16 protein-coding genes are annotated in these 18994 nt (G+C 71.3%); 12 read left to right on the top strand and 4 right to left on the bottom strand.

Translation table 11 applies throughout. The features are described 5' to 3' along the window. Nucleotides 1–56 precede the first annotated feature (56 nt). The 6 genes from FHR36_RS12620 (at nucleotide 57) to FHR36_RS12595 (ending at nucleotide 4774) form a co-directional block, all read left to right on the top strand. Nucleotides 57–926, top strand: coding sequence for a fumarylacetoacetate hydrolase family protein (locus FHR36_RS12620; protein ID WP_253796457.1), 870 nt, complete (start codon nucleotides 57–59; stop codon nucleotides 924–926). Then, a complete protein-coding gene (locus FHR36_RS12615; RefSeq protein WP_253796456.1) occupies nucleotides 923–1687 on the top strand; it encodes an SDR family NAD(P)-dependent oxidoreductase in 765 nt (254 codons plus the stop codon). Before FHR36_RS12620 ends, FHR36_RS12615 begins: the two co-directional genes overlap by 4 nt. 85 nt (nucleotides 1688–1772) lie before the next feature. Continuing rightward, nucleotides 1773–2780 (top strand): aldo/keto reductase, encoded by a 1008-nt coding sequence (locus tag FHR36_RS12610; RefSeq protein ID WP_253796454.1) that lies wholly within the window; start codon nucleotides 1773–1775, stop codon nucleotides 2778–2780. 55 nt (nucleotides 2781–2835) lie between these two features. After that, nucleotides 2836–3678 (top strand): amidohydrolase family protein, encoded by an 843-nt coding sequence (locus tag FHR36_RS12605; protein ID WP_253796452.1) that lies wholly within the window; start codon nucleotides 2836–2838, stop codon nucleotides 3676–3678. Further along, on the top strand, nucleotides 3675–3872 hold the full coding sequence (locus FHR36_RS12600) for a hypothetical protein (RefSeq protein ID WP_253796450.1): 198 nt from the start codon (nucleotides 3675–3677) through the stop codon (nucleotides 3870–3872). The genes FHR36_RS12605 and FHR36_RS12600 overlap by 4 nt, the downstream gene beginning before the upstream one ends. Nucleotides 3873–4003: 131 nt before the next feature. Continuing rightward, entirely contained in the window at nucleotides 4004–4774 is a 771-nt protein-coding gene (locus FHR36_RS12595; protein WP_253796448.1) for a FadR/GntR family transcriptional regulator, read from the top strand. 30 nt (nucleotides 4775–4804) lie between these two features. Here FHR36_RS12595 and FHR36_RS12590 read toward each other — a convergent pair whose 3' ends face one another. The 3 genes from FHR36_RS12590 to FHR36_RS12580 form a co-directional block, all read right to left on the bottom strand. Continuing rightward, nucleotides 4805–5134, bottom strand: coding sequence for an L-rhamnose mutarotase (locus tag FHR36_RS12590; RefSeq protein ID WP_253796447.1), 330 nt, complete (start codon nucleotides 5132–5134; stop codon nucleotides 4805–4807). Between the two features lie 71 nt (nucleotides 5135–5205). Further along, nucleotides 5206–6249: an enolase C-terminal domain-like protein gene (locus FHR36_RS12585; protein ID WP_253796446.1), complete on the bottom strand. Its 1044-nt coding sequence runs from the start codon at nucleotides 6247–6249 to the stop codon at nucleotides 5206–5208. Nucleotides 6250–6281: 32 nt separating this feature from the next. Further along, entirely contained in the window at nucleotides 6282–7019 is a 738-nt protein-coding gene (locus tag FHR36_RS12580; protein ID WP_407660818.1) for a FadR/GntR family transcriptional regulator, read from the bottom strand. Between the two features lie 373 nt (nucleotides 7020–7392). On the opposite strand from FHR36_RS12580, the gene FHR36_RS12575 reads away from it, so the two are divergent. From FHR36_RS12575 to FHR36_RS12555, 5 genes are all read left to right on the top strand, one after another. Continuing rightward, nucleotides 7393–8700, top strand: a complete 1308-nt coding sequence (locus FHR36_RS12575) for an ABC transporter substrate-binding protein (protein ID WP_253796444.1) — start codon at nucleotides 7393–7395, stop codon at nucleotides 8698–8700. A gap of 8 nt (nucleotides 8701–8708) precedes the next feature. Beyond that, nucleotides 8709–9677, top strand: coding sequence for a carbohydrate ABC transporter permease (locus FHR36_RS12570; protein WP_253796443.1), 969 nt, complete (start codon nucleotides 8709–8711; stop codon nucleotides 9675–9677). Beyond that, nucleotides 9670–10521, top strand: coding sequence for a carbohydrate ABC transporter permease (locus FHR36_RS12565; protein WP_253796442.1), 852 nt, complete (start codon nucleotides 9670–9672; stop codon nucleotides 10519–10521). The genes FHR36_RS12570 and FHR36_RS12565 overlap by 8 nt, the downstream gene beginning before the upstream one ends. Nucleotides 10522–10546: 25 nt before the next feature. Continuing rightward, a complete protein-coding gene (locus tag FHR36_RS12560) occupies nucleotides 10547–11734 on the top strand; it encodes a Gfo/Idh/MocA family protein (protein WP_253796440.1) in 1188 nt (395 codons plus the stop codon). Nucleotides 11735–11905: 171 nt separating this feature from the next. Beyond that, nucleotides 11906–14731, top strand: coding sequence for an NEW3 domain-containing protein (locus tag FHR36_RS12555; RefSeq protein ID WP_253796438.1), 2826 nt, complete (start codon nucleotides 11906–11908; stop codon nucleotides 14729–14731). A 207-nt stretch (nucleotides 14732–14938) separates the two neighbouring features. On the opposite strand, the gene FHR36_RS12550 is transcribed toward FHR36_RS12555, so the two are convergent. Then, nucleotides 14939–17377 carry a SpoIIE family protein phosphatase gene (locus FHR36_RS12550; RefSeq protein WP_253796437.1) on the bottom strand — a complete coding sequence of 813 codons (2439 nt, stop codon included), beginning with the start codon at nucleotides 17375–17377 and terminating at the stop codon, nucleotides 14939–14941. 257 nt (nucleotides 17378–17634) lie between these two features. Between FHR36_RS12550 and FHR36_RS12545 the strand changes: the two genes are divergently transcribed. Continuing rightward, nucleotides 17635–18930, top strand: a complete 1296-nt coding sequence (locus FHR36_RS12545; RefSeq protein WP_253796436.1) for an ABC transporter substrate-binding protein — start codon at nucleotides 17635–17637, stop codon at nucleotides 18928–18930. Nucleotides 18931–18994: the final 64 nt, after the last annotated feature.

Raw genomic sequence — 18994 nt, 5'->3', positions numbered from 1 at the left:
TCAAGCCTCCTAGGCTCCCTCGCACACGCGATCCAGGCCCGAAGGGAATTTCTCCGATGAAACTGCTGCGGGTCGGCCCCGCCGGCCATGAGGTACCGGCCGTGCTGACGGAGGACGGACGGCTGCTGGACCTGTCACCGGTCACGGTGGAGATCGACGGCCGGTTCCTGGCCGAAGACGGTGCGGCCCGCGCGCGGGCCGCCCTGGAGCAGGGCCGGCTCCCGGAGCTGACCGCCCCCGGCCTGCGGGTCGGTGCACCCGTGGCCCGCCCGGGCAAGGTCGTCTGCATCGGCCTGAACTACCGCGACCACGCACGGGAGACCAACGCGGCCGTCCCGACCCGGCCGGTGGTCTTCATGAAGGACCCGGGCACCGTCGTCGGCCCGTACGACCGGGTGCAGATCCCCCGCGGGTCGGTGAAGACCGACTGGGAGGTCGAGCTCGCGGTGGTCATCGGCCGCCGCGCCCGCTACCTGGACTCCCCCGAGGAGGCCCTGGGCTGCGTGGCCGGGTACGCGATCAGCAACGACGTGTCCGAGCGGGAGTTCCAGCTCGAGTACTCCGGCCAGTGGGACCTCGGCAAGTCCTGCGAGACCTTCAACCCGCTGGGCCCGTGGCTGGTCACGCCGGACGAGATCACCGACCCGCAGCGGCTGCGGCTGACCACCGAGGTCAACGGCGTCCGGCGGCAGCACGGCACCACCGCGGACATGATCTTCGACGTGGCGTACCTGCTGTGGTATCTCAGTCAGTACCTGGTCCTCGAACCGGGTGACGTGGTCAACACCGGAACGCCGGCCGGCGTCGCGCTCGGCCTGCCGGGCCAGCCGTACCTGCGCCCCGGTGACACGGTCGAGCTCGGCATCGACGGGCTCGGCAGCCAGCGGCAGACCTTCGCAGCGGCCCGGAAGGAGGACCGACCGTGACGGAACCGACGGAACTGGCGGGTCTGCGGGCCATCGTGACCGGCGGCGCCTCGGGCATCGGACTGGCCACCGCCGAACTGCTGGCCGAGCGCGGCGCGCGGGTGGCCGTGCTCGACCTCGCGCCCGGCGTGCTGCCCGCGCCCCTGCTCGGATTCACCGCCGACGTGGGCGAGGACGCCAGCGTACGGACGGCCGTCGAGGCGGCCGCGGAGGCACTCGGCGGACTGGACATCCTGGTCAACAACGCCGGGGTCGGCGCGGTCGGCACCGTCGAGGACAACCCGGACGAGCAGTGGCGGCAGGTGCTCGACATCAACGTGCTCGGCGTCGTCCGGACCACCCGCGCCGCGCTGCCGCACCTGCGACGGTCGGCACACGCCGCAGTGGTCAACACCTGCTCGATCGCGGCGACCGCCGGGCTGCCCGGCCGGGCGCTGTACTCGGCCAGCAAGGGCGCCGTCTACGCGCTGACCCTGGCCATGGCCGCCGACCACATCGGCGAGGGCATCCGGGTCACCTGCGTCAACCCCGGCACCGTGGACACTCCGTGGGTGGCCCGCCTCCTGGACCGCTCCCCCGACGCCGAGGCCGAACGCGCCGCCCTCAACGCCCGCCAGCCGCACGGCCGACTGGTCAGCGCGCAGGAGGTCGCCGCCGCGATCGCCTACCTCGCCGGACCCCTCGCCGGTTCGACCACCGGCGTCGCGCTCGCCGTCGACGGCGGCATGGCCGGCCTGCGACTGCGCCCCGCCACGGGCTGATCCCCCGGGCACCCGGCCGGGCCGGGCGGGACGGCTGATTCCCGCCGTCCCGTCCGGCCACCAGTGAAAGGCAACCTCGGAGTCCATGCACACCACAGCTCTCGGGCGCAGCGCCACCACGGTCAGCGAACTCTCCCTGGGCGCCGCCGCGCTCGGCAACCTGTTCCACGCGATCAGCGACGAGGACGCGGCCGCCACCGTCGAGGCCGCCTGGTCCTGCGGGATCCGCAGCTTCGACACCGCCCCGCACTACGGACTGGGCCTGTCCGAGCGGCGGCTGGGAGCCGCGCTGCGCACCCGGCCGCGGTCGCAGTACACGCTCTCCACCAAGGTCGGCCGCCTGCTGCGCCCGCTGGCACAGCCACAGGGCGACGACCTGGCGAACGGCTTCGCCGTCCCCGCCGCCCACGAGCGGGTGTGGGACTTCAGCGCCCGCGGAGTGCGGACCAGCATCGAGGACAGCCTCACCCGGCTCGGTCTGGACCGGGTGGACATCGTCTACCTGCACGACCCCGACGAACACGAGCGGGACGCCTTCGACCACGCCTACCCCGAACTGGAGCGGATGCGCGCGGAGGGCACGGTCGGCGCGATCGGCGCCGGCATGAACCAGACCGTGATGCTCACGCGGTTCGTCCGCGACACCGACGTCGACGTCGTCCTGCTGGCCGGCCGCTACTCGCTGCTCGACCAGAGCGGGCTCTCCGCGCTCCTGCCCGAGGCCGCCCGACGCGGCGTGTCGGTCCTGGTCGGCGGTGTGTTCAACTCGGGCCTGCTGGCCGACCCCAGGCCCGGTGCGACCTTCGAGTACGCCCCGGCCCCGCAGCCGGTACTGGACCGGGCCCTCGCGCTGAAGGCCCTGTGCGAGGAGTACGACGTCCCGTTGCGCGCGGCGGCGCTGCAGTTCCCGCTCGGGCATCCGGCGGTCGCCGGCGTCCTGCTCGGGGCGCGCAGCGCCGCCGAGGTGGCCGACGCCGCCGCGATGTTCGAGCACCCCGTCCCCGCGGACCTGTGGTCGGCGCTGCGCTCCCGGGGCCTGCTCCCCACGGACGTGCCGCTGCCGGTCCCCCACCACGACGAAGGACGCCCCTGATGCGAACAGCGCTGCTCCACGGCACCGACCGGCCCACCGGGCCCGGGTGGCGGCCGTGACCGTCATCGACACCCACCAGCACCTCTGGGACCTGTCGGTCCGCGACCAGGACTGGCTCTCCGGTCCCGGGCTGGAGCCGCTGCGGCGCGACTTCACGCTCGACGACCTGCGCCCGCTGGCCGCAGCTGCCGGAGTGGACGCCACCGTGCTGGTGCAGACGATCTGCGTGCCCGAGGAGACTCCCGAATTCCTGGCCCTGGCCGCCGTCGACCCGCTGGTGGCCGGCGTCGTCGGCTGGACCGACCTGACCTCCCCCGCGGTCGCCGACGCCCTGGCCGCACTGCGCAAGCTGCCCGGCGGCGACCGCCTGGTCGGCATCCGCCACCAGGTGCAGGGCGAGGCCGACCCGGACTGGCTGCTGCGGCCCGACGTGGACCGGGGACTGGCCGCCGTCGCCTCCGCCGGCCTGGCCTACGACCTCGTGCTGCGCCCGGAGCAGCTGTCGGCGGCGGTCGTGGCGGCCCGCGGCCGGCCCGGGCTCACCTTCGTCCTGGACCACCTGGGCAAGCCTCCGATCCGCCCCCGCGACCCGGACACCTGGGCCGCCGATCTGCACGCCCTGGCCCGGCTGCCCAACACCGTGGCCAAGCTCTCCGGGCTGGTCACCGAGGGCGACTGGCACTCCTGGGACGTCGCCGACCTGCGACCGTTCGTGGCCGTGGCCCTGGAGGCGTTCGGCCCGGAGCGCCTGATGTTCGGCTCGGACTGGCCGGTCTGCACCCTGGCGGCCGACTACGAAGAGGTCGTGGCCACCACCCACGAGCTCCTGGCGGACCTGTCGGCGCACGAGCGCGACGAGGTCCTCGGCGGCACCGCCGCCCGGGCCTACGGCTTGTGATCCTGCAACAACCGGGCCTCCTGGCGCACTCGCGGTCCTCGACGACCACGAGCTGCACCGGAGGCCCTGTCCTCATCGGCTCCGCCACAGCCCTTGGCAACTGGCTGCGCAAGCCGCACGCCCGCAAGATCCTCGACCGCGTCACCGGTCTCGTGATCGCCGGCTTCGCCCTCCGCCTGAGCCTCGGCGACTGACGCCTGGAGCGGAGTTGCGAGACTGTCCTCGACCGGCAGGCACCAACCGGTGAACCTGTGCGATCAGAGCACTAGGGTTCCTGGTATGGACTGGAACCGTTCTGTCCGCAGCACGAGGAGGGGAAGAGCCGTTGTCTGACTCCGACAGGCCGTCCGCACCACCGCCACCGGCCAACGGAGGCGGCTACCGGCCCGGCTACGAGGTCGCCGCCGAGCGGATCCTCGAGTACGTCGTGCGCGAGGGGCTGCAGCCCGGCACCCGGCTGCCGACCGAGAAGGACCTGGCGGACGAGGTCGGGATGAGCCGGACCGTGGTCCGGGAGGCGGTGAAGATCCTCTCCGCGCTGGGACGGCTGTCGGTCCAGAAGGGCCGGGGCATCTACGTGACCGAGCCCGAGGAGGCCACCTGGCAGACCTCGCTCGCCAACTTCCTGCCCGCCGACCTGCGGCAGGTGGACGAGATGTTCGAGTACCGCCGCCATCTGGAGACCACCACGGCGAACCTGGCCGCGCAGCGGGCCACCCCGGCGCAGGTCAGGGCGGTCCGGGAGGCCGCGCGGCAGACCACCGAGGCAGCCGAGCGAGGCGACCTCGACGCGTTCACCCGCGCCGACGACGCCTTCCACGTCGGCGTCGCGACCGCGGCCTCGAACATGTTCTTCGCCTCCACGGTCGACGCGATCCGGCGCCTGCAGCGCCAGGTCACCGCGATCGGGCTGGCCGGGGTGGCCGGCGGGTCGCTGATGGTGGCCGCCGACCAGCACGAGGCGATCGCCGAGGCCGTCGCCGCAGGCGAGCCGGAGCGTGCCGCGGCCCTGATGGCCGAGCACATCGACATGACCGCCCGGCAGTTCCAGCGGGCGATCTGGAATCGTGTGGTGCCCGACGACAGCACGTCCTGAGTCCCGTGGAGTTCGGTCGAGCGCGCCGCTTCAGTCCAGGTGGAAGACTTCCTCGGCCGGCGCCCACCACTCGCCCTCGTCGACGCTGTCCAGCGGCTGCTGGCAGGGGTCGGTCCGGGCCCACCAGTCGCGGGTGACCGGGCACTCGGCGAGCAGCGCGGTGTCGGCCGCGTAGTCCTCGCCGGTGTACTCCAGGTAGCTGAACAGCAGGCCGTCCCGCAGGAAGATCGAGTAGTTGCCGATGTTGGCGCGCTTGATGGTCGCCAGCACCTGCGGCCAGGCCGCCGCGTGCAGGGCGCGGTACTCGGCCTCCAGCTCGGGGCGCAGGCGGATGACCGCCGCGAAGCGTTGGACGGGCACGGTGCCGCCTCCTTCTGCGTGGGTGGGAGTGGGGTCCCGCCGGCCCGCGCCGAGGGCCGGCGGGAGATGTGTCACCAGCCTTCCTGGCCGAACCCGATGCCGGTGGCGGTCGGGGCCTTCACCAGCCCGTCGGAGCCCACCGAGGGCTCCCGCACCACGGGGTTGGTGTAGACCAGGGACTCGTAGTAGGTGGTGTTGGGGATCGCCATGCAGAGGTGGGCGTTGACCACGCCGGAGCCGTGCACCTCGGCGCGCAGCTGGTAGCTGTCGGCCAGGTGCGCGATGCGCATGGCCCCGGTGATGCCGCCCTTGAGCTGCGCGCTGGTCCGGACCCGGCCCGCCGTGCCGGCCGCGATGAAGTCGCCGGCGTTCATGTGGGCGCCGTCGGAGGTCTCGGCGACCAGCAGCGGGATGTCGACCTGCTCGGCCAGCCATTTGTAGGAGGTCACGCTGAACTCGCGCATCGGCTCCTCGTACCAGAGGTAGCCGGCCTCGGCGATCGCGCGGCCGAGGTAGACCGAGTCGGCGAGGTCGAAGCCGGCCGAACCGTCGTACATCAGCGGGATGTCGTCGCCGACGTGGGCCCGCAGCTTCTGGCACAGGTCGGCGTCCGCCTTCGCGTCGCCCCAGGCGTGCAGCTTGATGCCGACGTAGCCCAGTTCCAGGCACTGGTCGGCGACGTCGAGGTACTCCTCCACGGTGTCGAAGGTGACCGTGGAGGCGTAGGCGGGAATGGCCTCGCGGTATCCGCCGAGCAGCCGGTGGACCGGCAGCCCGGCCGCCTTGCCGGCCAGGTCCCACAACGCCACGTCGACCAGGCCGAGGGCATAGATCGGAAGCTCCTCGATCCGGTCCAGCTCCCACAGCCGCTGCCAGAGCAGCTCGCGCATCAAGGGGTCGCGTCCGATCAGGTCGGCACGGATGCGGCGGTCGACCAGGTCGGCGACGATCACCCCGCGCCTCGTGTGCGCCTCGCCCAGCAGGCCCTCGTCGGTGTGGACGCGCAGGATGCCGCCGACCACCGCCGGCTCGGAGCCGGGTAGTCCGGCACGCCACCGGAAGGGCGGCTGGGCCGGCAGTTCGACCAGTTCCACGGTCACGTCGGTGATTCGCATGGGTGTCCTTCAGGGCAGGAGGTTCAGGGTAATCAGGAGTTGTCGCCGTCGCCGGGTACGACGCGGCGCCAGATCTCCCGCTGGAACTGGTGGGCGGTCAGGTCGATGTGGTCGGCCATCAGGGCATGGGCGCGATCCGGCTCGCCCGCGGCGATCGCCTCGGCGATCGCCTCGTGCTGCCCGGCGGCCACGCGCAGCGAGCCGCCGGCGGCCCCGGCCAGTCCGATCACGCTCGCCTGTCGCTGCAGCCGGCGCACGGCGTCGACGGTGGAGGCGAAGAACATGTTCGATGCCGCGCTCGCGATGCCGACGTGGAAGGCCTCGTCGGCGGCGGTGAAGGCGTCCATGTCGCCCCGGTCGGCCGCCTCGCTGGACTGCCGCGCGGCCTCGCGGACCGCCCTGACCTGCGCCGGGGTGGCGCGTTGGGCGGCCAGGTGCGCGGTGGTGGTCTCCAGGTGGCGGCGGAACTCGAACAGTTCGTCCACCTGCCGCAGGTCCGCGGGCAGGAAGTTGGCCAGCGACTGCTGCCAGGACGATTGCTCGGGCTGCGCCACGTAGATGCCGCGGCCCTTCTGCACGGACAGCCGTCCCAGGGCGGAGAGGATCTTCACAGCCTCCCGGACCACGGTCCGGCTCATCTGCACCTCGTCCGCCAGCTCCTTCTCGGTGGGCAGCCGGGCGCCGGGCTTCAGGCCGGCACGTACCACGCATTCGAGGATGCGCTCGGCGGCGACCTCGTAACCGGGACGGTAACCGCCCCTTGCACCCACGGGGGAAGGGGCGGGTGCAGCGATCTTCCCAGAGTCGGTCAACGGCTCTCCCTCACTTCGCGCTCGAGGCCGCCGGTCGAAGCACGCGCCTCGACACCCACCGGCACTGCATGTTTCTGATATATCAGCTTGCTCTCTTTTCAGTGAACCATATCCAAACCCTTGACGCCAGGGTCCGACCGCTCCAGACTCGTCCCCATCCCACCTGGGCCGTTTCGCCCTATCCCGCGTGGCCGTCCGATCAGGACGGCCACCCTCCAGCCCCGTCATCGACGGAGAGCTTCGGGAGAATTCGGCCCCCTGCCAGTCCCACCGATCTGGCATGTATCAGATCTATACTCCTCAGACCTCGCACCTCAGATGGGACCCTCCTATGAACACTCGTCGTACCAGTGGACCCGCCGGTCGGACCGGCAGACGCCGGGCGGCGGCACTCGCCGCTGCCGCCGCTCTGGCCCTCGGCGCCGCCGGCTGCGCGGGCGGCTCGACCGGGGGCACGACGAACGGCTCGGGCCCGGTCCAGCTCACGTACCGGATCTGGGACAAGAGCCAGCAGCCGGCCATGCAGCACATCGTCGACGCCTTCCAGGCCGCCAACCCGTCGGTCAAGGTGACCGTCCAGCTCACCGCGAACGCGGAGTACTGGACGAAGCTCCAGGCCGACGCCACCAGCGGCAGCGCGCCGGACGTGTTCTGGATGAACGGCCCGAACGCCCAGCTGTACGCGTCGAACGGCATCCTGATGCCGCTGTCGGACAAGCTCGCCGCCAACCACGTGAGCCTCTCCGACTACCCGCAGAGCCTGGTGAACCTCTACAGCTACAAGGGCACCCAGTACGGCGTCCCCAAGGACTTCGACACCGTCGGGCTCTGGTACAACAAGAAGCTGTTCGACGCCGCCGGGGTGAAGTACCCGGACGACACCTGGACCTGGCAGACCCTCCAGGACGCGGCCCGCAAGCTCACCGACGCGTCCAAGGACCAGTACGGAATCCTGGCGCCGCCGTTCGGCCAGGAGAACTACTACGACACCATCTTCCAGGCCGGCGGTTCGGTCATCTCGGCCGACGGAACGTCCTCGGGCTTCGATCAGCCGGCCGCCGTCGCGGGCCTGAAGTTCTGGACCGACCTGGTCAAGTCGGGGGCCTCGCCGTCGCTGAAGACCATGACCGACACCTTCCCGAGCCAGCTCTTCGAGTCAGGCAAGGTCGCCATGTACTACGGCGGCAGCTGGGACACGCTGGAGTTCGCCAAGAACCCCAACCTGCAGGGCAACGTCGACGTCGCCGTCCTGCCGCAGGGGACCAAGCGCGCGGTGGCCATCCACGGCCTGGCCAACGTCGCCTACGCGAAGACCAAGCACCCCAAGGAAGCGGCGGCCTTCCTCGCCTTCCTCGGCTCCAAGCAGGCCGCGGAGATCGAGGCGCAGGAGGGCGGGGTCATCCCGGCCTTCAACTCCACCCAGCAGTCCTGGGTGAACGCCACTCCCCAGTTCCACCTGCAGTCCTTCCTGGACGAGGTGCCGTACGCGGTCACGTACCCCACGTCCAAGAACACCTCCGCCTGGCAGAGCCAGGAAGCCGTCGTCTTCGGTCCCGCCTGGGAGGGCACGACCGACGTGGCGACCGCCGCTCAGAAGATGGCCGGCGTGATGAACGCAGCACTGAGCAAGGAAAAGTGAGCACACCCATGACGCACACCGCGGCCGCCCGGCCCGCGGCCCGGCCCTCCCGCGCCGCGACCCGGCGCGGGAGGCGCCCCGGACGCCGCCGGGAGCGGGCCTGGGCCTACCTCATGATCGCGCCCACGACCATCGGCCTGTCGGTCTTCTACCTGTGGCCCATCGCGCAGACCTTCTACGACAGCTTCACGTCCTCGGGCCCGTTCGGCGGGAGCACCTGGGCCGGCACCGCCAACTACGCCGCACTGGCGCAGGAGCCGACCGTGGGGCAGGCGGTGGTCAACACCTTCCTGTACACCGCGATCCAGCTGGCCGGCATCCCGCTGGCCGTACTGGTGGCCGCGCTGCTGAACCAGAAGGGCCTGCGCGGCCGCTCGGTCTACCGGGTGCTCTACTTCCTGCCGGTGGTGACCATGCCGGTGGCCGTGGCGATGCTGTGGCGGTGGATGTACGACGGAAACTACGGCCTGGTGAACTACCTGCTGTCCACGGTCGGGATCCACGGACCGCACTGGGCGTCCGACCCGGACATCGCGCTGTACTCGCTGGCCGCGATCGGCCTGTGGATGTCACTGGGCTACAACATGGTGATCTTCCTGGCCGGCCTGCAAGGGGTGCCCACCGAGTTCTACGAGGCCGCGCGGATGGACGGCGCCGGTCCGGTACGGATCTTCCTGCGCATCACCGTGCCGATGCTGAGCCCGAACATCTTCTTCGTCACCATCCTGACGGTGATCAACTCCCTGCAGATGTTCGACCTCGCCTACATGATGATGAGCACCCCGGGCAGCGCGGCCGGCGCCGCCAACCCGGCACTGCCCAAGGTCCGGTCGATCACCTACCTCTTCTTCCAGAAGGCGTTCATCGAGCACGACATCGGCTTCGGCGCCGCGGTCGCCTTCGTCCTCGTCGGCTTCATCGTGCTGGTGACGTTCGTCCAGTTCCGCCTGCAGAAGCGGTGGGTGCACTATGTCTGAAACCCAGCCCCGCTCCCGTGCCCCACGGCACCTGGCCCAGTCGGTGGCCACCCACACGGTGCTGATCGCCGGGGCGGTCCTGATGGTCGGCCCGTTCCTGTGGGAGGTCGTGACCGCCCTCAAGCCGTTCGCCGAAACCACCCAGCTGCCGCCGACCCTGCTGCCGCACCACTGGGAGTGGTCGAACTTCTCCAAGGTGTTCGAGTCCCTGCCGTTCGGGCGGATGTTCCTCAACACCGTGCTGATGACGGCAGGACGGACCGCGGCCCAGGTGGTCTTCTGCGCGATGGCCGGCTACGCCTTCGCCCGGATGCGTTTCCGCGGCAGCGCGCTGCTGTTCGGACTGTTCCTGTCCGTCCTGATGGTCCCGGCCCTGGTCTTCCTGATCCCGCAGTACGAGATCATCCAGAGCCTCGGCTGGCTCAACTCCCTCCAGGGCCTGATCGTCCCCGGGATGTTCAGTGCCTTCGGCACCTTCCTGCTCCGCCAGTTCTTCATGGCGCTGCCCCACGACGTCGAGGAGGCCGCCCGGCTGGACGGCGCCAACCCGTGGCAGATCTTCTGGCGCATCGCACTCCCGCTGGCCAGGCCCGGCCTGCTGGCGCTCACCATTCTGACCGCCCTGTGGTCGTGGAACGACCTGATGTACCCGCTGGTGATCAACACCGACCCGCAGAAGATGACCCTCTCCGCCGGCCTCGCCACCCTCCAGGGCGAGCACTTCACCGACTACTCGGTGCTGATGGCCGGCTCGCTGATGGCCACCGCGCCGATGATCGTCGCCTTCGTCCTCCTGCAGCGGCACTTCATCCAGGGCATCGCCTTCACCGGCAGCAAGGGCTAGTCAACACCTCCGAAAGGACATCGTCTTGGACGACATCAGGCTCGGCGTGATCGGCCTGGGCAACCGCAGCGACCTGCCCGAGCTGGCCCACCGACCCGGATCGGGCTCGCTGGTCGCCGCCGTCTGCGACCTCGACCCCCGGCTGCTGGCGAACGCCGGGACCCGTTTCGGCAGCGGGGTGGGGACCACCCGGGACCACCGCGACCTGCTCGACGCCGGACTCGACGGCGTGTTCGTGCTGACGCCCGACCACACCCACGAGCAGATCGGCCTGGACTTCCTCGAGGCCGGCGTCCCGGTCTTCCTGGACAAGCCGCTGGCGATCACCACCGAGGGTTGCGACCGACTGCTCGCGGCCGCCCACAGGCACCGGACGCCGCTGTACGTCGGCCACAACATGCGGCACATGCCGGTCGTGGTGGCCATGCGCCGGCTGATCGACAGCGGGGCGATCGGCGAGGTCAAGGCCGTCTGGTGCCGCCACTTCGTCGGCCACGGCGGGGACTTCTACTTCAAGGACTGGCACGCCGACCGGCGCAACACCACCGGTCTGCTGCTGCAGAAGGGCGCCCACGACATCGACGTCATCCACTGGCTGGCCGGCGGTTACACCCGGCGGGTGAACGCCATGGGCGGGCTGACGGTCTACGGCGACATCACCTCGCGCCGCGACCGCAGCGGCGAGCGGATGACCGAGTGGCTGTCGACCGACAACTGGCCGCCGCTCAGCCACACCGGCCTCCACCCGGTGGTGGACGTCGAGGACCTGAGCATGATGCAGATGCAGCTCGACAACGGCGTGTTCGCCAGCTACCAGCAGTGCCACTACACGCCGGACTACTGGCGCAACTACACGGTGATCGGCACCGAGGGGCGGCTGGAGAACTTCGGCGACTCCGAGGGCTCCGAGGTCCGGGTCTGGAACCGCCGCTCCGACTACCGCGCCGAGGCCGACGTGGTGGTCCGCGTCCACACCCCGTCCGGCACCCACGGCGGCGCCGACCCGGTGCTGGTCGCCGAGTTCCTGCGATTCGTCCGGGAGGGCGGGGCCACCGTCACCTCCCCGGTCGCGGCCCGCGAGGCGGTGGCCGCCGGGTACGCGGCCACCATGTCGCTCCGGGCCGGCGGACAACTGATCGACGTCGCCGCCGTGGACCCGACGGTGGCCGCCTACTTCGCGGACGGCCAGAAGGGAGGCCCGCCGTCCCCCTGACCTGATCGCCGGAGGCCCCGGCCGATGCCGCTCCGGGACCGGCCGGCCCGTCCCACCTTCGATGACCACATCCACCGGACGGGAACTCCCCCACCCGTCCCCTCAGGTTCGGCGCGTCCCCCACCCAACCCCGGCCGGGTCGCCGGTCAACACCCAGATGAGGAATCCCCCATGAAGAAGCAGCGGAACACCGCCCTCAGAGCCGCGACGGCGGCCCTCACCCTGGCCATCGCGGCGAGCATCGCGCCCACGGCGGCGGCCGCCCCCCACGTGCCGTTCACCATCGCGGCCGGATCCCTGCGGATCGGCCTCAGCCCGTCGGGCACGGTCACCAGCCTGCTGGACACCGCCAACGGCCACGACTACGCCAGCAGCGACCACCAGCAGCCGCTGATCAAGCTGGTGGCCGACGGTGGGCAGCAGCTGCCCACCGCGCTCTCCTTCGACCCCTCGTCGTCCACCTACACCTTCACCTTCGGCGCCAAGGGCATCAAGGTCGGCGTCAAGGTCACCTCCAAGTCCGGCTACGCGACCCTCGAGGTGACCGGCGTCAACGCCCCCAAGGGCGTGGACGTGCAGACCCTGCTCTGGGGACCGATCACCACCACCATCAACCAGACCGTCGGCGAGACGGTCGGCGTGGTCCGCGACAACGACTTCGCGATCGGCATCCACGGGCTCAACGACAAGAGCGTCGGCGGCTGGCCCGACGAGTTCGACAACCTCACCTACACCGACGGTCCGGCGAAGACCGACGCTTCCATCCGGGGCTGGGCGTTCGGCTGGTTCAGCGCCGCCCCGACCACGTGGGGCAGCATCCTCCAGGCGTACACCTACGACTACACCAAGACCCGCCACCGGTACGTGGGGTGGGGCGGTAACGAGCCGGACGTGGCGGTGCCGCCGCTGAGCGGCGACGACGCGGTGATCAAGGGCTCGAAGATCGCCCTGTTCGGCTCCGCGCCCGGGAACGTGCTCGGCACCCTGTCCGGGATCGAGACCGGCGAGGGCCTGATCCACACCAAGATCGACGGGGAGTGGGAGAAGACCTCGCAGGGGGCCTCGCAGTCCTTCCTGGTCCTCGACGACCTCAGCACCGGCAATGCCGCCAAGGCGAGCGAGTACGCCAGGAAGGCCGGGATCCGGACCGTCTACTCGCTGCCGAACGCGGTGGGCCCCTGGCAGTCCACCGGGCACTACCAGTTCAACTCCCAGTTCGGCAGCTCGGACGCCGGCGCCGCCGGGCTGGCCCGCACGGCTGCGGCCAACGGGGTGTCGGTCGGCGTGCACACGCTGGCCAACGCCATCGACAACAACGACCCGTACGTGCAGCCGGTACCCGCCAAGGGCCTGGCGACCCAGGGCTCGGTCAAGCTGACCCGGCCCCTGGACGACTCGTCCGACACGGTCTACGTCGACGGCGACACCGTCTTCAAGGGCGGGAACGGGGACGCCATCCGGATCGGCGACGAACTGCTGGAATACGACGCGGTGACGAAGGTCGACGGCTCCGCGAACGAGTACCAGGTGACGCTCAAGAACCGCGGCGGGTGGGGCACCACCGCGGCCGCCTACCCCGCGGGCGCCGACCTGGCCCGCATGCAGTGGTACGCCTACAGCCAGTTCGACGCCGGCATGACGATGCTCCCCGAGATCGCCGGCCGGCTGGCACAGATCTTCAACACCACCGGCATCAAGTCGATGTCCTTCGACGGCCTGGAGACCGCCACCCTGGCGGGTTACGGCACCTTCGGGACCAACAAGCTGGTCAACGGCATGTACCGGCAGATCAAGGACACCGACAACTTCATCTCCGAGGCCAGCAACCTGCTGCCCGGCACCTGGGACGCCACCGCCCGGGTCAGCTGGGGAGAGGGCCTCCACGGGACGCCGTGGTCGCAGGTCATCGGCCACCAGGCGTACTACCAGCGCAACTACATGTCCGACATGATGGGCTGGGTCGTCTACAACAACTCCGACACGGTGCTCGACCAGGAACGGCTGCTGTCCCAGATGGCGGCCTGGAACGCGGGCGCCGGACTGCAGACCAGCGTGGGCGCCCTCAACAGCAGCGGCAACACGGCCGGTGTGCTGGAGGCCTGGAAGCAGTGGGAGGCCGCCCGCAACGCCCACGCCTTCACCGACGCGCAGATGACGGCGATGAAGGACACCAACTCCTACTGGCACCTGGAGAACACGGTGCCGGGCAAGGAGTGGAACCTCTACAACGTCGACTACCAGAAGGACGCGCTGAGCGCGCCGAACGACGGCCGGCCGACCGACTGGACGTACACCAACACCCACCAGGCGCAGCCCCTGCAGTTCAAGCTGCTGGCCTCGAAGGGAAGCGTCACCAACCCCTCGTTCACGGTGGGCGGCAAGACCGTGACCTATCCCGTCACCGTGCCCAAGGGCGCCACCCTGGTCACCGACGGCACCGGCACCGCGAAGGTGTACGACCACACCCAGCACGTGCTCAACACCGTCACCGCGCAGGGCTCGGCGACCCTCGCCGCCGGCGACCAGACCATCAGCTACCGGGCGACCGGGCCCGCCGGCTCGAGCGCCCAGATCCGCATCATCACCTACAGCACTCCGCAGAAGGTCTCCGCCCCGGTCACCATCGACGCGCCCGCCGCCACCTCCCCCGGCACCGCCACCACCGTGACCACCACCTACACCAACCACGGCACCACCACGCTCAAGGACCTCCGGCTCAACCTGGCAGCCCCCAAGGGCTGGACCGCCGTGGCGACCTCGCGCAACAAGTTCCCCAACGTCAAGCCCGGCCAGACCGTCACCGCCACCTGGACCGTCACCCCGCCCGGGGACGCCACCCTCGGCGGCTACTCCCTGCCCGTCCAGGCCACCTACCAGGGCCCGCAGTTCTCCTCCGAGGCGATCGCCCAGATCACCCTGGCCGCCCCCTCCCCGACGGCGACCGCCACCGAGCCGAACGTGTTCCTGAACCACGGGCCGAGCGACCCGGGGCAGTGATCCGGCCCGGCGGCTGGACCGCCCCGGACGCCATCGGCTGACCCGATGCTCCGGGCCCGGTAGCCCCAACCCCTGCACACCGGGCCCGGGTCGACGGGCGGCACCCCCTCGCCGCCCTTCGACAGCGGCCGGTGGGCTCGCGGCTCCAAGCCGACGACGAGCCCACCGGCCGCACTCGCGTTCCGGAACCACCGCCCGCCACCGCGGTCACGGCGGCCAGGACTCGTCGTTCTCGCCGGTCAGCAGCTGTTCGGTCCAGATGGTCTTGCCGTTGCCGGTGTAGCGCGTGCCCCAGCGGTGGGTGAGCTGGGCGATCAGGAACAGGCCGCGCCCGCCCTCGTCGGTGGTGCGAGCATGCCGTAGCCTCGGCGAGGTACTGCTGCCGTCGGAGACCTCGCAGATCAGCACGGAGTGCCGGACCAGCCGCAAGGTGATCGGCTCGGCGCCGTAGCGGATGGCGTTGGTCACCAGTTCGCTGACCACCAGTTCGGTGGTGAAGGCGAGGTGCTCCAGGCCCCAGGCGGCCAGCGCCCCGACGGTCAGGGACCTGGACTCGGCCACGACCGACGGGGCGGCCGGCAGGTTCCACTCGGCCACCTGGCCCTGCGCCAGACCCTGCGCACGGGCCACCAGCAGCGCGACGTCGTCGCTGTGGCTGCTCGGCCGCAGTGCGGCGAACAGGGCGTCGCAGGCGCCCTCCGGCCCCGGCCCGGCATCGGCCAGTACGTGGCGCAGCCGCTCCATCGCCCGGTCCGCGTCCGAGCTGTAGCCGAGCAGCAGGCCGTCGGTGAACAGCGCGAGCAGGGCGCCGTCCGGCAGGTCGAACTCGCCCGCCTCGAACGGCAGCGCCCCGATGCCCAGCGGCGGTCCGGCCGGCAGCTCGGGGAACGTCACCGCGCCGTCCGGGGCGACCACGGCCGGCGGCAGCGCACCGGCCCGGGCCACGCTGCACCGGCGTGCCACCGGGTCGTAGACCACGTAGAGGCAGGTGGTGCCCAGGGCCGCGGCCCCGGCACCGCCGGTGCGGCCGGCCGGCTGCTCGTCGACCAGGCGCAGCACCAGGTCGTCGAGGTGGGCCAGCAGCTCGTCAGGGGGCAGGTCGAGGTCGGCCAGGGTGTGCACGGCGGTGCGCAGCCGGCCCATGGCGGCGACCGACTCGATGCCGTGCCCGGTGACATCCCCGACGACCAGGGCCACCCGGGCCCCGGAGAGCGGGATCACGTCGTACCAGTCCCCGCCCACACCGGCGGCGTGGGCCGGCCGGTAGCGGTGGGCGACCTCCAGGCCGGACGGCGCGGGGACCGCCTGCGGGAGCAGGCTGCGTTGCAGGGCCAGGACGGCGTGCCGCTCCCGGGTGTAGCGCCGGGCGTTGTCCAGGCAGACGGCGGCCCGGGAGACCAGCTCCTCGGCCAGCGAGACGTCCTCGGGTTCGAACGGCTCCGAGGTGCTCAGGCGGAGCAGGACCGCGAGGCCGAGCACGACACCGCGGGCGCGGACCGGCAGCACGATCAGCGACCGCACTCCCCAGCGCTCGACCGTCTCCCGGCGGGCCGGGTCCTCGAGGAGCCAGGCCGGCTCCTCGCCGGCGAGGTCGGTCTCCAGCAGGGGCACGCCCTCGGTCAGGCACCTGGCCATGGGCGAGGAGATCGAGTAGCCCGGCGCGCGCCCGACCACTCCGACCAGGTCCGGGTTGCCCGTGCGGGTCGACCGGTGCGCCATCCGGACGAGGGAGGCGACGGGGTCGGTCAGGTAGCCGGGCTCCTCGCCGCGCAGGACGGCGTCGAAGAGGTCCAGCACCGCGACGTCGGCCAGCCGGGGGACGGCGACCTCGACCAGTTCGTCGGCGGTGACGGTGAAGTCCAGGGTGGTGCCGATCCTGGCGCCGGAGTCGGTGAGCAGGGTCAGCCGCTCGCGGGTGCGGCGGCGTTCGGTGATGTCGACGCCCATGTAGCACAGGCCCATGACCCGCCCGTCGGCGTCGTCCAGGCGCAGGAAGGACGTCGAGAAGGTGTGCTCCCGGTCTGGATCGGCCGGGACGTGACCGCGGTATTCGAAGTCGAGCACCGGTACGCCGGTCTCCAGGACCTGGCGCATCACCGACTCCAGCCGGTTCGGGGACAGCTTCGGCAGCACCTCGCCCATCGTCCGGCCGAGCCGCTGCTCCATGCCGACGCCAGCCATCTCCTCCAGGGCCCGGTTCAGCCAGACGTAGCGCAGATCGGTGTCCAGCACGGCGATCCCGTACGGCGAGCGGGTCAGGAACCGCTCCAGCACCGAGCGGCTGACCTCCCACCACGGCGCCCGGGCCAGGTCGACGGCGGCCAGTTGCCAGCGCCGCTCGCCGGAGAGGTCGGTGAGGGCGTCGACCTGCAGTCCCAGGGTGAGCGTCCGCCCGTCCCGGTGGCGGACCCGGACCGTCCCGGTCGTGTCGGAGCTGTCCGGGAGGTCCGGCCCGCCGTCCTCGTCCCGGGCGAGCAGCGCAGCGGCCGGCCGGCCGAGAACCTCCGCGGCGCGGTGGCCGAGCAGGCGCTCGGCGGCCTCCGACCAGGCGACCACCACGCCCTCGCCGTCCACCACCGCGGTGGCGGTGTCCAGCAGGTCCACCGGCGGCCCGTCGGCGGCCCCCGATCGGGCGGGACGGGGCATCGCGGACCTCCCGTGACGGACGGCCCCCTTGTGCTCAGCTGCCATTCTCATCCGGCCGGCAGCCCGGTGCCACCGCCCACCGCGGCCATCCGATATCCGGTAGCCGGCATAAATGGAAACGGGCCGTCCACTCGGATATAGCAGCCTTGACCCGCTCGCCGAAACTGTGCGTTACTGCCGCCGAGGGCAGGCTGTGAAAAGTCTCATTTTGAATTATCGCCCTCGGCATTGTTCCCGCCCGGGAAGGAACCGATCCGATGCGCAAGATCGCGCTCCACGGCGCTCTCACCCTGGTCGCGGCCGCAGTCCTCGCGGGCTGCGCGGTCGGCGGCGGTGCGACAGGACCCGGCGCCGCGGGCGGGCGGACGACACTGACGTTCCTCACCTTCGAGACGCCCAACCTCAACGCCTCCTACTGGGACGCGGCCATCGCCCGGGCGTCCGCCAAGGTGCCCGGCGTGACGATCAAGAAGCTGGTCGCCCCCACGGTCGACCGCACCGCCTACGCCAAGCAGCTCGACGCCTCCGGCCAGCTGCCGGACATCATGATCGCGGTGAAGCCGGACGGCTTCGCCCAGGCCGGCAAGCTCGCCCCGTGGACCGCCGACGAACTCGCCGACTACGTCGTACCGAAAGCCAATCCGATCGCCGGCAAGGAATATGTGCTGCCGTACAACACCCAGCCGACGCCGCTCGTCTATTACAACAAGGCCGACTTCGCCCGGGCCGGGATCAGCGGCCCGCCGTCGACGTACGCCCAACTGGTCGACGACGCCAAGGCGCTCAAGGCAAAAGGCATCAACCCCTTCGTCGTGGGCGGCGGCGGCCAGGACACCTGGGCCGACATGTACCCGCTGATCGCCGACGTCGGCACCGACGTCTACGCCGGGCACCCGTCCTGGCTGGCCGACCGTTCCGCCGGCCGGACCACGTTCGCCGACCCGCTCTTCGTCGGAGCCGTCCGCAAGGTGTCCGCGCTCGCCGCCGCCGGCTACATCGACCCCGCCGGCCTGTCGCGCTCGTACGCCGACACCGAGCAGGCGTTCCGGGACGACAAGGGCGCCATGTATCCGATGGGCTCCTGGTTCGCCGCCTCCGCGGACGCCAAGCCGCCCGCGTTCGGCGTGGGCGTGTTCGCCTGGCCGACCGACAGCGGGAAGCTGGTCGTCCCGGCCTACACCGGGGGCGGCCTGTCGGTCTCCTCCAAGGCCCCGGACGTCGCGCTCGCCAAGAAGTGGGCCGCGGCCTTCATGGAGGACAAGGAGAACCTGGACGCCTCGGTCAAGGCGGACGGCTCCATCATCGCCATCAAGGGCTACACCCCGCCCAGCACCATGGGTCCGGTGTACCGGGCCACGGTCGACCTCTACCAGCAGGCCGTGCAGCGCAACGGCATCGTCAACGCCTTCACGGTGGAGAGCGGCGACGGCTCGCTGCCGCCGGGGGTCGTGGACAAGGCCGCGCTGGGAATGCAGGATCTGATCAACGGCAAGCAGACCGCGGAGCAGTTCGCCGCCTTCCTCGACCGGCAGTGGACCCAGGCCACGCAGTAGCTCCCACCGCGACGCCGCGTCCGCGCTCCTCCCCCGCCGCTCGGCGCGGACGCGGTTCCCACCC

Origin of the sequence: Kitasatospora cinereorecta (assembly GCF_024172095.1) — a bacterium.
Lineage (GTDB): Bacteria > Actinomycetota > Actinomycetes > Streptomycetales > Streptomycetaceae > Kitasatospora > Kitasatospora cinereorecta.
Note: the sequence above shows the minus strand (reverse complement) of the source record. Positions and strands in the feature narration are given on the sequence as shown.